Source organism: Polynucleobacter sp. AP-RePozz3-80-G7, assembly GCF_018882145.1.
Lineage (GTDB): Bacteria > Pseudomonadota > Gammaproteobacteria > Burkholderiales > Burkholderiaceae > Polynucleobacter.
Window position 1 is genome coordinate 158,754 of sequence record NZ_JACVPC010000004.1, and the last position, 13,299, is coordinate 172,052.

Here is a 13,299-nt window from a genome sequence, read left to right on the forward strand (position 1 = left end):
AACGGGCCCATAGCTCAGTTGGTTAGAGCAGAGGACTCATAATCCTTTGGTCCCAGGTTCAAGTCCTGGTGGGCCCACCAGAAAAGCAAACCCTCATCAGCAATGATGGGGGTTTGTCATTTGAGCGATGCTTTAAGTAACGCTTATCAACGCGAGCATAGTGCCGTATGGCAATGTCGCTATAAGGTGGATAACAGGTGGATACGGGCAACCACCAAAGAGACTCAGCTTGACTTGATGGTGAATGAGGTTAAAAGGGCCTCAGAGCGCATATGGATGCTATTTATTCGGGATTTCTTGTCAATCCATAACCAAAAACTTTACAATAATTTCATAAAACTTTACAATAATTTCATAAAACTTTACAAAAATAGATATGAAATTTGCCAATACAAAGCGCTCCCAAGAAGTACGTCAGTTTTTGGTAGATGGCGTTAAAGCCAATCAACACGATTTAGCTCATGTCGCAATGGAAAGGTTTGGTCTTACTAGGCAGGCTATCCATGCTCATTTTGCAGCATTAGTTAAGGATGGATTTTTAGCTTCCAGCGGCAGCACGAAGGCGCGTGTATATCAGTTAGGCGTAAAACGATTTCATGATGGCCTATTTAAATTAAAGGGGCTAGAGGAGTCTGAAGTCTATTCACGTGATTTTGGTGAAATATTTAATGGCTTGCCTAAAGAAATTGCCAATATTTGTCATTACGGTTTTACTGAAATGCTAAACAACGCCATTGATCATTCGGAGGGCACTGAGGTCTACATCAATGTAGAAAGAACGCCTGATTTTGTTTCAATATCAATTGTTGATAATGGCGAGGGAATTTTTAACCATATTGCTAGATTATTAAAGCTACACGATCCACGAGAGTCTATTTTGGAATTGAGTAAAGGTAAGCTCACTACCGATCCAAGTAATCATACTGGGCAAGGAATCTTTTTCTCATCCCGAGCCTTTGATGAATTTTTTATTTTCTCTGGCGATTTAGTTTTTACGCATGCTGATGGTTCGGATATGAACTTCTTGCTTCATAACGAAAAGAGTCATAAAGGCACGCGGGTGATCATGAAAATTGCACTCAACTCCCAAAGAACGCTGCGTGAAGTATTTGATAGTTTTAGCGGAACGGAAGACGAGGATTACGCATTTAATAAAACCATTGTTCCGGTGAAACTAGCTCTATATGAAGGTGGGCAGCTTATTTCGCGTTCGCAGGCGAAAAGAATTCTAAATCGCGTGGATCGTTTTAAGACAGTGTTATTGGACTTTAAGGGTGTTGAGTCAATTGGTCAGGCATTCGCAGATGAAGTATTTCGTGTTTTTGTAAATCAAAATCCTCAAATTACTATTCACTCTATTAATGAGAGTCTGGAGGTTAAAAGAATGATTAAAGCCGCCCAAAGTAATTTAGGGTAGAGACTAGACGGCACCCATTTAAGTCGAGCAATCGATATGATGAGGGCACAGTCTAGGGGGTAATGAAAATTACACAAACTGGAATCCTTTGGTCCCAGGTTCAAGTCCTGGTGGGCCCACCAGAAATGAAAATACCAACCCAAGGGTTGGTATTTTTTTCAACCATTAAGCTGCAGACGTAAACTTGGCGACCTACATTAACGTTGAGTTCCCATAGGGTATCCACTTTTGTCATTTTGTTGGATACTTAGTTGTCGGTTTGTAAAAGGCGCTTAAATTGAATATCAACCAAGTGCTTCTTCGGGAGCGCTATCCTGCAGGCAAATTTAGGGATGGTAGAGACTATCCTGCGGTTGATGAATTGCGCCCTCTCAGTTTACTAAACGCCAGCATCCCAATGCTTTTTCAATATTCGGGTAAGGATGATTTGCTGCCGCCCCCCGAGAGATCTCGTCCTAGAAAAGAGATTCAAGCTTCTGCCTTGCTGCAGGCTATTCAATCAAAAAGCTATTGGGAAGAAGAGTGGATCGGTTTTTGGCGAGATCATTTTTCTGTCTATGGGTATGAGCAGAATGTCGGCGCCTTTCTTCCGCATTGGGAGAAAGAAGTCATTCGGAGGAATGCTTTTGGCAACTTTAGAAAATTTCTAGAAGAGACCGCGACCCATCCTTGCATGCTGTATTACTTAAATAATAAAAGTTCTCGCGCAGGAAGTGCGAATGAGAATTACGCAAGAGAATTGTTTGAATTACACACCTTAGGGCGTCATGCCTATTTGAATAATCTATATGCTCAGTGGCGCGAAGTGCCTGGGGCGCTTCAGGGCAAGCCAAAAGGTTATATAGATCAAGATGTATATGAGGCTGCTCGGGCTTTTACTGGCTGGACAGTAGAGGATGGTACCGGTATTGGCGGCGGACAAAGTCTTCCAAAGACGGGCCAATTTATTTATCTAGAGTCATGGCACGACAACTACCAGAAAAGAATTCTGGCAAGTGAATTTAATCCCTATAGCGGGCCCATGAAGGATGGTAAAAAAGTTTTGGATTTATGCGCTTTTCATCCTGCTACTGCACAACATTTAATGCGTAAGTTAATTAAGCGAATGATTAATGACGAGCCATCAGAAAAGATGATTCAAAGTGCACAAGCTGTATTTGTAGAGCATCGAAACACGCCAAATCAATTAAACCTTCTTTCTAAGCACATTGCAAAGCTAGCCTCATCCATACCCAAAGAGGGTCGTCAAAAAGTAAGAAAACCCATGCGCCTTGTTGCTGCTTTCGTGAATGCAGTAAACCTGCCATTTGACATCTCTGATGGAAAAATTCTGTCTCAAGTCGAGTCTGCGGGCCCTGCTTTATATGGCTGGGTTTCGCCTGAAGGTCCGCCAGATGGTTTGCAATGGAATTTATCTGCCGCATATCTCAAACAGAGGATCGTATTGATTCAAGGGATTTCTGAAAATTGGTGGGGTACTGGTGAATGGAATCCTTTCACCAATCTTTCTTCTGGCCCTACTTATAGCCAACTTTTAGCGCGCTGGGAAACCCCATTGTTTGGTCAACCAAGACCAGAATTATCTCAGGCGCTTATCCGTTCACAAGGCTTAACTGGATTTGAGCGCATAAGCGATCCAAAAGTAGCTAGAAAAATGGTGGGTTACCTTGCTTGCTCGCCATCATTTCAGACTGAGGCAATTGAACCGGATTTTTCAGCGGGAGAGCAGATATGAATATGAGTCATATTGACCGCCGTGAGTTCTTAAAAATAAGCCTAACCACTTCTCTTTTCGGTATTAGTGATGTTGCTTTCTCGCTAGATCAAAAAAAACCTAATGGGGTATTGGTGCCTCCGCAGATGTTGCACCCCTTCATCGTGGTATTTTTACGAGGTGGTGCTGATGGACTGTCTATTTTGTCGCCGCTCGAGGATGAAAATTTCTTGGCAGCAAGGCCGCCAGAGATGCGTTTTTCTTTAGAAGCAAGCAGCGGAAAGGTCAAAGTAGGGGGTGCTAATTTATTTTGGCATCCGGAGGCGGCGCCTTTAGCTAATTTATTTGCTCAGAGAAAATTGATTGCATGGCCGGCTCTGGGCATTATGGACGAGACTCGCTCGCACTTTGAGGCCCAAGAAATTATGGAGCGCGGTGTAAATTCCCTAAATACATTGCCTGATGATTTAGGGTGGATGGCAAGGCAAATTATTACGAAAGATCGATTTCAGAAAAATTTAGTTCCGCTATTTGCAGGGAATAATAATTCACCACGATCAATGCAGGGTGCCCATAGAGCTATTGCGGTGCGAGACATTCAAAATGGAGTCGCATTGCCAAATGGCATAGGGGGATTCAATGCTGTCAGTGCATTATGTAATGCAGACTCCAACACAGTATCTGCACCTTGGATCAAAGATCATCTGAGTAATTTAGATTTCATTAATCAAACTCTCACCAAAGGATCTAATAAACCGATGCCATATGAAAGCGCTGGGAAAACTGCTTATCCGAATGCTGATCCAGGTGTTGGGCTTCGATCTGTTGCTAGATTAATAGATGCGAACGTAGGTCTTCAGTATGCTTGGGTAGATCAGTCAGGGTGGGATACGCATGAAAATCAGCCCAGTAGGCTCAATGGACAGATTAAAAATCTGAGCACAAGTCTTGCGGCATTTTCTGAAGATATGGAAGCTAAAAAACAACCCTATACATTGGTGGTAATGACTGAGTTTGGAAGACGTTTGCGCAGTAATCGAAGTAACGGAACTGATCATGGCCACGGATCTCTTGGACTCATTATGGGTAGTAATTTTCCTGGCGGTCGGGTAATGGGTCTGTGGCCTGGGCTGAGTACCGAACGACTGGATCGAGGCGTTGACCTAGCTGTTACTACAGATTACCAAAAGTTTTTAAATCAAGCCTTCAGTTATCAAAAAGCGTAATCATGAAAATCAATAGATTTAAGGTTGCTACTTTTTTCTTTTTTCAAGTCATACGGGCTGCATCAGCAAATGATGAAATCGGGGATGTGGATAAAGCAAGGGTATTTCCTGTTCAAAAAAATAACACCGTGATTCATAGTGCCTCCAAGAATGAGGGGGATACCAATGAAAGCCAAGCTTTATCCTTCTCAACTCCAGCCAGTAAAACACAAACCAAAGACACTAGTTTGATAATTAATGGCAATGGTGGCTCGACCAATCGCGCGGCTGGTGGTAATGCAGCCCTACGAAAGCGTTTTACATTTGATTAATTGGGGGATGTGTTTTTTATCGCACAAGTGCTTACACGCCGACGCTGACCACCCTTAGACCCCCTGTTTATATGGCTCTATCATGGGTCTCTGCTCCCATAATCCTTTGGTCCCAGGTTCAAGTCCTGGTGGGTCCACCAGAAATGAAAATACCAACCTTCGGGTTGGTATTTTTTTAGCATTACATTTATTTATTCCTCGATTGCTCTCATGCGGATGGGCTACGCAATAATGGATGAATTCAGTAGAATTAGGTACCAATAAGCTCTCTTAATAATGTCAATTTCAGCTAAATGACCAAACCCGACTTTCTGCAGTACGATCCATGGCCGTCGGCTCAGACTCTATTGAATGCCTTGGAGCACTCGGCGCTGATTACGCGCACCGTCATTAGCAATCTAAGCAAAGGGCAAGAAACGGTCTCTCTTTCATCCAATGTAAATCCCCCGCATTGGGAGTTTGGCCATCTCATTTGGTTTCAAGAGTTTTGGGTGCATCGACATGGGCTTCAATCCAATCCATCCCTCCTCCCAGATGCGGATGCTTTATTTAATTCATCTGGAATCGTTCATGATGATCGCTGGCAAGTTCAATTGCCATCACTTGATATCCTCCTAAATTATTTTTCAGATGTGACCGAGCGGTCTTATGCCATTCTTAGATCAGGATCTTTGACTCCTGAACAGGCCTATTTTCTGCAGTTAGCGCTTTTTCATCAAGATATGCACAATGAGGCATTTGCTTATACATGGCAGCATTTGGCATATGCATGGCCGGTTGAGAGGGGGTCAGAAGCTTTTCTGCGGGCGAATGGCTTAGAACCAACTTATATTGATATGTCTGCAAGTCAAATTCAACTGGGATCAGCTCCACATTCAGGCTTTATTTTCGATAATGAAAAATGGCAGCACGAAGTGACGGTTCCCCATTTTTCAATTTCTAGTCATGCGGTAAGTAACGGGCAGTATCTAGAGTTTTTAGAGGCGCATCGAGATTCGGGTATGAGCTCATTAGTGGACCCACCATTGCATTGGAAACAAGAGGGCGGTCGGTGGTATGAAAGATCGTTTCATCAGTGGTTGGCAATGGATTTGCAAGTACCTGTTCGACATATATCCGCTCAAGATGCTGAGCGGTATTGTTTGTGGCGAGGCCTTCGCCTGCCTACTGAGAATGAACTCACCGCATTAATGCTGTCTCCCCCTCCAAATTGGCATCCTTCAGGCTTATGGGAGTGGACAAGTAGTGCTTTTATGCCATTTGCAGGCTTTAGCGCTGATCCTTATCAAGATTATTCGGCCCCATGGTTTGATAGCAGACATCGGGTTTTGAAGGGTTGGAGTGTATTTACTCCTGACTATCTGCGTCGCCCCCAATTTCGTAATTTTTACCTACCTTCCCGCAGTGATTTTTTTTGCGGCTTTCGTACCTGTTTGGCATAAATTAGGTAAGCTCACATACTTAGCTGCCATCCTCTTACTTTTAAATTGAGTTCTTCAACATGACATATAACGGTCGTCTTACCTCCCTCTCTCATGGAGGAGGCTGTGGTTGCAAAATTGCGCCAGGTGTTTTGAGTGATATTCTGAAATCATCTCCTATTCGCCAGATACCTGCTGCACTACTGGCAGGCTCTGATAACAATGAAGATGCCGCTGTTTATCAAATCAACGAACATCAAGCGATCGTGGCGACCACAGATTTCTTTATGCCGATTGTCGATGACCCCTATCAGTTTGGGCGAATTGCAGCTACAAATGCGATTTCAGATATTTACGCTATGGGCGCCCAACCTCTTTTTGCCCTAGCGCTATTGGGCATGCCAATCAATGTCCTTCCTTTAGAGGTCATTCAGCAAATCACTGCTGGCGGTGAGTCGGTGTGTGCAGAGGCTGGGATTATGATTGCCGGTGGTCACTCGATTGATACTGTAGAGCCGATTTATGGCTTGGTTGCCATTGGCGTAGTAGACCCTAAAAAACTAAAGCGTAATAGTGGTGCAAAGTTAGGGGATAGCATCATCCTTAGCAAGCCCTTGGGTGTAGGCATTCTTTCTGCTGCGCTGAAAAAAGAGCAGCTTTCTGACTCTGCCTATCAGGAGATGATTGCCTTAACGACTAAGCTGAATAAACCTGGCGTCGCGCTATCCCAACTCGATAGCGTGCATGCGCTTACGGATGTGACAGGGTTTGGCTTAGCAGGGCACTTATTGGAACTGTGCCGTGGAGCAAAGCTTTCAGCTCAGATTCAGTGGGACTCTATTCCAGTAGTTTCTGAGGCGGTCAAGCTGGTAAAAGAAGGTATCTTTACTGGCGCATCACCACGTAACTGGCTGGGTTATGGTCATGAAATACAGATGGCCTCTCATTTGAATGAGTGGCAGCAAAACCTCTTGTCTGATCCTCAAACAAGTGGCGGTTTATTAATCTCTTGCAGTCCAGAAGCAACCGAGCAGGTATTAGAAATACTCAGAGCAGATGGATTTAGCCAAGCTCAAAAAATAGGTCAATTTGTACAGGGCTCAGGCGTTTCTGTAGCCTAAGCTCTACTTCTTTAATTCAATAGAAAGTATCCAAACAATATGAAACTAAACACTTTGAAATTTTCACTCGGCCTTGTTTTAGCAACGCTTTGCTTTAGCATGTTCACGCTTCCAGCTCAGGCGCAAGCCGTCTTACGTGTCTCCGCGATTCCGGATGAATCACCAACTGAGTTACAAAGAAAATTTCTTCCTTTAGGCGAATATCTTTCTAAAGAGACGGGCATGAAAGTCGAATTTACGCCCGTGACAGACTACGCCGCAGTTGTTGAGGCGCTGGCAACAAATAAAATCGATATGGCATGGTTAGGCGGTTTTACTTATATTCAAGCAAAAATTCGTACGAATGGCGCCGTCAAGCCGATCATTCAGCGTCTTGAAGATGAAAAATTTACGAGTAAATTTATTATTCCTGAGGCTAGCTCGGCAAAGACTTTGACAGATTTAAAGGGCAAGACCTTTGCCTTTGGTTCGCCATCCTCTACTTCAGGCCATTTAATGCCGCGTTTTTACCTAATGAAGGCAGGCATTAACCCAGATAAAGACTTTAAGAGTATTGCTTTTTCTGGAGCCCATGACGCAACAGTCGCATTTGTTGCTAGCGGTAAAGCAGATGCTGGCGCTTTAAATGCATCTGTTTGGGATAAATTGTCTGATGCTAAAAATCCTAATACCGAAAAAGTAAAAGTTCTGTATACAACGCCTCCGTACCATGATTACAACTGGACCGTACGAGGTGGTTTGGATGCAGCGGTAACTAAAAAAATTAGCGATGCATTTTTAAAGCTGAATGCCAATGATCCTGCTCAAAAAGAATTAATGGATCTTCAGAGGGCTAGCAAATATATTCCTACTAAATCATCCAACTACGATGAAATTGAAAAGGCTGCAATTGGTGCTGGTTTAATTAAGTGAAAAAAATAGCATTTGCATTTAAGCAAGTTAGTTTTAGTCATAGCAATGGCAAAGAGGCGCTAAAAAATATCAACATTAGCGCCTCAGCTGGTGAATCAATTGCGATTATTGGATCATCTGGCTCTGGCAAAACGAGCTTGCTTAATTTGATAGCGACTTCACTGCGCCCTAGTATTGGATCGATATCGGTATTGGCCATTGATCCATGGGCGATTTCAAAAGGGCGATTACGCCGTTTACGCTCTCAAATAGGCTTAGTTCATCAAGCAGCTCCGATCCCACCAAGACAAAGAGTGATTACCGCCGTCTTAGCTGGTCGTCTTGGTCAGTGGCCGCTCTGGAAATCTCTTCTGTCATTAATCTATCCGGTAGATATCGCGGGTCCGCAGTTATGTCTGCAAAAACTCGATCTCGCCGACCGCCTCTTTGATCGTTGTGACCGCCTGTCTGGAGGTCAATTGCAAAGAGTGGGTGTCGCGCGCGTGCTGTACCAGAAGCCTTATTTATTGCTGGCTGATGAGCCAGTATCAGCAATGGACCCTGTTCTTTCTGATTTAACAATTCAGCGCCTTTTAGAGGATGCTCGCACCAGGGATGCTTGCTTTGTGGCCAGCCTTCATGCAGTGGACATTGCTTTACGGTGGTTCCCAAGAGTTATTGGGCTAAAGGATGGGGAGGTCTTTTTTGACTTGCCAGCATCCGATGTGAGTGAGAGCTTGCTACAACAGTTATATGTATCTGAACGCGGTATTCTGCCAAAACAAGGTAGTCCGAATACATAACCATGAAAAGAGTGGTCTATTTTAGGGATCCAGATGCGCTCAGGCGTTTTGTGGTGACGTGTATTGTATTAACAATCTTATGGCCAATGATGCAATTGGCACAGTTTGATGTATTTGCATTATTTGAAGCTAGCAACCTCAAAGTTTTTACTAACTTCTTAATTCAGTTTTTCCCACCCAATCTTCAGGCATCATTTTTAGCGCTAGTGTTTAAGGCCACTTTAGAGACTTTAGCCATGGCAACTGCAGGCATTGCTCTGGCAATGCTGATGGCAATTCCACTGGGCCTCATCATCACTTATAGCCTATCGATTTCACGTATTGGTCCTGCTTCTGGTCATCGCATTGCGAAACTCGGTAGATATCTTGCCCGAATGCTGATGTTATTACTCAGAGGTATTCCAGAAATTGTATGGGCCTTGCTGTTGGTGAGAGTGTTTGGTTTGGGCCCAATCGCAGGCGTGCTAGCAATTGCTATTACCTATGGTGGCATGCTCGCAAAAGTGTATTCCGAAATCTTAGAGACTGAAAACACCCTACCTGCTAAAGCGCTAATAATGTTAGGTAGCGGCCGTATCAATGCATTTTTATATGGGTTATTGCCAGGCGCCTCACAAGAGCTAGCCTCTTACACAATCTATCGCTGGGAATGCGCAGTTAGGGCCTCGGTTGTCATGGGCTTTGTAGGTGCTGGTGGCTTAGGACAGCTTATGGACCAGTCAATGAAGATGCTCAACGGTGGTGAAGTATCTACCATTCTCATCGTATTTTTGCTGCTTGTTTTACTCGCTGACTACATCAGTCTCATCATTCGTCGGCAACTCGCATGAACCACTATCCTGCTCGCGAATTTTGTCTAAAGTGTCTCATTACGCTTGTGCTGATTGCGCTTTTTATTGTGGTGAGCTTTGTTTATCTTTCATTTAATCCTCTGGCTTTGTTTACTAAACAAGCTATGAGTGATGTTGTTATTTATACAGGACGCTTTTTTCCACCAGATCTCTCACCATCTTTTTTACAGAAGGTGTGGAGTGGTGTATTGCAGACCTTGGCCATTTCTGCCTTGGCCACTTTATTAGCGGCAATTGCGAGCCTTTTTCTGGCGCTACCAGCAGCTGGACAGTTTGGTCGTAGCGCAAAAGTAGCAACCCGTTTTTTCTTAAATTTTTTGCGCTCGGTGCCAGAGCTTGTTTGGGCGGTATTAATGGTACTAGCAGTAGGTTTAGGACCATTTGCTGGAACCCTAGCGCTCGCCTTGCACACCACAGGAGTGCTGGGGCGTTTATTTGGCGAGACCCTGGAAAATCACTCTCCCAATGCAACGCAAGCTCTGAGATTGGCTGGGGCAAGTAATGCTCAAGCATTTATTTATGGGGCTTTACCAGGGATCTATTCTCAACTGCTCTCTTATAGTCTTTATCGTTGGGAAATGAATATACGTATGGCCACGATATTAGGATTTGTTGGTGCAGGGGGTCTTGGACAAATTCTGTACTACGAACTCTCTTTATTACATGAGCAGCAAGCCTCAACAGTGATCATAGCGATGCTTATCTTAGTTATAGCTGTAGACATGATTAGCAACAAGCTTCGTAGAGTGCAAATGCACAGTCTTGGCTAAATTAGGTAACATGAAAAAGGAATATTGAAGTGAGTCAAGACAATTTACCCGATCAAAAATTAACTGATGAAATTATTGCTGGTCTTTCACAAGAGCAGCCATCAATATCTCCAAAGTTTTTCTATGATGAAATTGGTTCGCACTTATTTGAGGCAATTACTTTTTTGGAGGAGTATTACCCAACCCGAACTGAAAAACAAATCATGGTGCAATACGGCGAAGCAATGGCTTTGACGATTGGAAAGTGCGATGTTTTGTTGGACTTAGGGGCTGGTAACTGTGAAAAGGGTAGCGCATTATTTGACACCCTATTACCCAAAGAATATCGGGCGCTAGATATCTCAAAAGAATTTTTAGAGCGGGCTATCTCAGGCTTGCAAAAAGAATTTCCAAAAATTCAGATGCAGGCACAAACCTGTGATTTACAGGAAGAAATGGCGTTTCCTGATTTGGTGGGTCGAAAGAAAACCTTCTTTTATCCAGGCTCTTCTATCGGAAATTTTGACCCAGATGCTGCGCTAGGACTATTCAAAAATATTGTGAAAGTTTGCCAAGGTGATGGGGGTTTATTGATCGGAGTTGATCTGGTTAAGGATCACGCAGTTCTATCTCGAGCTTATAACGATGCCCTTGGAATTACTGCGGCTTTTAATAAAAATACCCTGTTGCACCTCAATCGCCTAGTTAAAACGGACTTCAATTTAGAAAATTGGGAGCACTACGCAATTTTTAATGAGCAACTTACTCGAATCGAAATGTATCTTCGATCTACTCAGGATCAATTGGTTTCGTTCCCCGGTGGTGAAAGGCATTTTGATAGCGGTGCGCTTATTCATACTGAAAATAGCTATAAGTACACGCAAGAAAAATTTGAATCTCTTTTAATGAGTGCCGGTTTTAAAGCCGTACACTTCTGGACTGATCCAAATTGCTACTTTTTGGTAGCTTATGCGACAGCATAGGGCCTGATTGATTATTTAATCAGGCTTTTAATGAGCTTTTGAATAGATTTTTGCTCTAATTCTGGTTTGGCAATCTTCTGACGCAAGGCAATCGCCCTGCACAATTTTTCATAAAAGGCTGGATTGGTTTCAGCCTTGGTTAGTAGTTTGCTTAAAGCAACTTTATCGCCTACTGGATAGTAGGCGGGGTAGGCATCTCCCAGTAAGCCTCGATTACCTGGAATGTCTGATGCAATTACTGGGATGCCAATAGCAATGGCTTCGGACACCACATGGGCGCCACCTTCCATAATGCTGGATATGATCAACACGTGTGAGCGGGAGAGCCACTGAAGCGTTTTAGAGTGACTCAGTTGGCCTAACCATCTATAACGCATAACGTTTTTTTCAATAGAGAGTGCTTGCTTTTTAAACTTAGGACTCATTGCCTTGCCGAGTTGTACCAGCTGAATCTTGCTGTTTGAGGGTAGCAAAGATAGGCATTGCGCCGCACAAAAGGGATCTTTTTCAGACCGCAGATGGCCAATGATGCTGGCTAAAAAATGACGTTTTGGTGGCGACTTTCTAGTGATGCCTTTTACTGACTGGTAAATCACTTGGACTTTATGATGAAATTTCTTAGGTAAGGATTGGATGGCATCTGGTTGAAGAACCACAATCGCATCAGCCATCTCCATTGACTTGATAACTTTAGTGGAGTTTTTTAGGTCTCGGTAGATGTCCGTACCAGTCATGATTAATATGACTGGATAATTGGGATAGGCTTTTTTATACCTTTGAATAGAGTCATGGCTTCGTAGACCGTGCAGTGCAATCAAAACATCACATGGCTTTCTAGACCATTGCTCTGTAACAGTGCTTTGGTAATTGAGGCGTGACAAGAATCGATGCCACCGTAAAGCAGTAATGCGGTTTCCGTGCAGGGTGCCAGGGGGTGCAGGCGTTACGATTTCAATACGTAATTTCAAGTCAATAAATCCGAGTTTGCCTAGGTTTAAATGTAATGTACTAGGTGATTCTAGGGTAGATAGTAAAGATGCGTATGAAGCGAATCCATTGCCATGATTTATGCCTGTGGGTATAAGAATCTGGAGGTTCGCTAACCCGATTAGAGATATAGATGAACATCAATTATGTTTTTTCTAAAGCTGCTTTGGCGATTAACTGTTCAAATGCATTTATGAAGGACTCGGAAGGTAGGGCCCCTTGCAAAAGATATTGATCGTTAAGAATGATTGAGGGCACGGAGCTTATGCCGGCATTTATATAAAAAGCCTCTGCCTCACGAACTTCTTTAGTAAATTCACCGTTTTTGAGAATCTCTTGAGCTCTATATATATCGAGACCAGATCGACTTACTGCATCTAATAAATTTTTCTGATCATCCAAATTAACTGCTAAGCAAAAGTAAGTGTTTAACAATTCTGTTTTTAGAATCGCTTGCTTCTCAAGCCCAAACTCTATGCCCGCCCAATGCAAAAGACGATGCGCATCAAATGTGTTGTAAACCCGCTTGCGACCTTCCGGATGAAACTCAAATCCAGCTTCTGAGGCTTTGATTCGAATGTTGGATTGGTTGGCTTTGACCTGTGCAGCAGTTAAACCATACTTTTCAGTAAGATGTTCAATCGCATCTTGACCACCTAAGGGCATATTTGGATTGAGTTCAAAGGGTTGAAAGTGCACTTCAAAATTCACTTTATCGCTTAATTGCGAGATTGCCTGATTGAGATTTCCTAGGCCTACAGCACACCATGGGCAAGCAACATCCGATACATAATCTATTTTGATCTTTTTTTTCATAAGGTTTAT

The 13,299-nt window shown here is 43.3% G+C and carries 13 protein-coding genes and 1 tRNA gene; 12 read left to right on the plus strand and 2 right to left on the minus strand.

The features are described 5' to 3' along the window. The first annotated feature begins 3 nt into the window (after positions 1 to 3). From ICE90_RS09255 to egtD, 12 genes are all read left to right on the plus strand, one after another. Positions 4 to 80, plus strand: a tRNA-Ile gene (locus ICE90_RS09255). 296 nt (positions 81 to 376) lie between these two features. Beyond that, entirely contained in the window at positions 377 to 1,417 is a 1,041-nt protein-coding gene (locus ICE90_RS09260) for an STAS-like domain-containing protein (RefSeq protein ID WP_216192133.1), read from the plus strand. Positions 1,418 to 1,694: 277 nt separating this feature from the next. Next, positions 1,695 to 3,152 carry a DUF1800 family protein gene (locus ICE90_RS09265; RefSeq protein WP_216192135.1) on the plus strand — a complete coding sequence of 486 codons (1,458 nt, stop codon included), beginning with the start codon at positions 1,695 to 1,697 and terminating at the stop codon, positions 3,150 to 3,152. 2 nt (positions 3,153 to 3,154) lie between these two features. Beyond that, positions 3,155 to 4,357 carry a DUF1501 domain-containing protein gene (locus ICE90_RS09270; RefSeq protein ID WP_216192140.1) on the plus strand — a complete coding sequence of 401 codons (1,203 nt, stop codon included), beginning with the start codon at positions 3,155 to 3,157 and terminating at the stop codon, positions 4,355 to 4,357. Positions 4,358 to 4,359: 2 nt separating this feature from the next. Beyond that, entirely contained in the window at positions 4,360 to 4,668 is a 309-nt protein-coding gene (locus ICE90_RS09275; protein ID WP_216192142.1) for a hypothetical protein, read from the plus strand. A 293-nt stretch (positions 4,669 to 4,961) separates the two neighbouring features. Then, positions 4,962 to 6,110 carry an SUMF1/EgtB/PvdO family nonheme iron enzyme gene (locus tag ICE90_RS09280; RefSeq protein WP_216192144.1) on the plus strand — a complete coding sequence of 383 codons (1,149 nt, stop codon included), beginning with the start codon at positions 4,962 to 4,964 and terminating at the stop codon, positions 6,108 to 6,110. Positions 6,111 to 6,169: 59 nt separating this feature from the next. Further along, positions 6,170 to 7,210, plus strand: coding sequence for a selenide, water dikinase SelD (gene selD, locus ICE90_RS09285; RefSeq protein WP_216192146.1), 1,041 nt, complete (start codon positions 6,170 to 6,172; stop codon positions 7,208 to 7,210). A 39-nt stretch (positions 7,211 to 7,249) separates the two neighbouring features. Beyond that, positions 7,250 to 8,122, plus strand: coding sequence for a putative selenate ABC transporter substrate-binding protein (locus ICE90_RS09290; RefSeq protein ID WP_216192148.1), 873 nt, complete (start codon positions 7,250 to 7,252; stop codon positions 8,120 to 8,122). Further along, on the plus strand, positions 8,119 to 8,904 hold the full coding sequence (locus ICE90_RS09295; protein WP_370624663.1) for a phosphonate ABC transporter ATP-binding protein: 786 nt from the start codon (positions 8,119 to 8,121) through the stop codon (positions 8,902 to 8,904). The genes ICE90_RS09290 and ICE90_RS09295 overlap by 4 nt, the downstream gene beginning before the upstream one ends. A 53-nt stretch (positions 8,905 to 8,957) precedes the next feature. Continuing rightward, complete coding sequence (locus tag ICE90_RS09300; RefSeq protein ID WP_370624664.1) at positions 8,958 to 9,734, plus strand: PhnE/PtxC family ABC transporter permease; 777 nt, start codon at positions 8,958 to 8,960, stop codon at positions 9,732 to 9,734. Continuing rightward, complete coding sequence (gene phnE, locus ICE90_RS09305; RefSeq protein WP_215320760.1) at positions 9,731 to 10,525, plus strand: phosphonate ABC transporter, permease protein PhnE; 795 nt, start codon at positions 9,731 to 9,733, stop codon at positions 10,523 to 10,525. Before ICE90_RS09300 ends, phnE begins: the two co-directional genes overlap by 4 nt. Positions 10,526 to 10,554: 29 nt before the next feature. After that, entirely contained in the window at positions 10,555 to 11,487 is a 933-nt protein-coding gene (egtD, locus tag ICE90_RS09310; RefSeq protein ID WP_370624665.1) for an L-histidine N(alpha)-methyltransferase, read from the plus strand. A gap of 11 nt (positions 11,488 to 11,498) precedes the next feature. Here the strand turns inward: egtD and senB are convergent, their stop codons facing one another. Both senB and ICE90_RS09320 read right to left on the minus strand, forming a co-directional pair. Beyond that, positions 11,499 to 12,455: a selenoneine biosynthesis selenosugar synthase SenB gene (senB, locus tag ICE90_RS09315; RefSeq protein WP_216192152.1), complete on the minus strand. Its 957-nt coding sequence runs from the start codon at positions 12,453 to 12,455 to the stop codon at positions 11,499 to 11,501. Positions 12,456 to 12,618: 163 nt separating this feature from the next. After that, entirely contained in the window at positions 12,619 to 13,290 is a 672-nt protein-coding gene (locus ICE90_RS09320; protein WP_216192154.1) for a DsbA family oxidoreductase, read from the minus strand. Positions 13,291 to 13,299 lie beyond the last annotated feature (9 nt).

What these genes read in the sequence shown, in the direction of transcription:
- ICE90_RS09260 (WP_216192133.1), top strand. Translation starts at nt 377, where the DNA reads ATGAAATTTGCCAATACAAAGCGCTCCCAAGAAGTACGTCAGTTTTTG.
- ICE90_RS09270 (WP_216192140.1), top strand. Translation starts at nt 3,155, where the DNA reads ATGAGTCATATTGACCGCCGTGAGTTCTTAAAAATAAGCCTAACCACT.
- ICE90_RS09275 (WP_216192142.1), top strand. Translation starts at nt 4,360, where the DNA reads ATGAAAATCAATAGATTTAAGGTTGCTACTTTTTTCTTTTTTCAAGTC.
- ICE90_RS09280 (WP_216192144.1), top strand. Translation starts at nt 4,962, where the DNA reads ATGACCAAACCCGACTTTCTGCAGTACGATCCATGGCCGTCGGCTCAG.
- selD (WP_216192146.1), top strand. Translation starts at nt 6,170, where the DNA reads ATGACATATAACGGTCGTCTTACCTCCCTCTCTCATGGAGGAGGCTGT.
- ICE90_RS09290 (WP_216192148.1), top strand. Translation starts at nt 7,250, where the DNA reads ATGAAACTAAACACTTTGAAATTTTCACTCGGCCTTGTTTTAGCAACG.
- phnE (WP_215320760.1), top strand. Translation starts at nt 9,731, where the DNA reads ATGAACCACTATCCTGCTCGCGAATTTTGTCTAAAGTGTCTCATTACG.
- ICE90_RS09320 (WP_216192154.1), bottom strand. Translation starts at nt 13,290, where the DNA reads ATGAAAAAAAAGATCAAAATAGATTATGTATCGGATGTTGCTTGCCCA.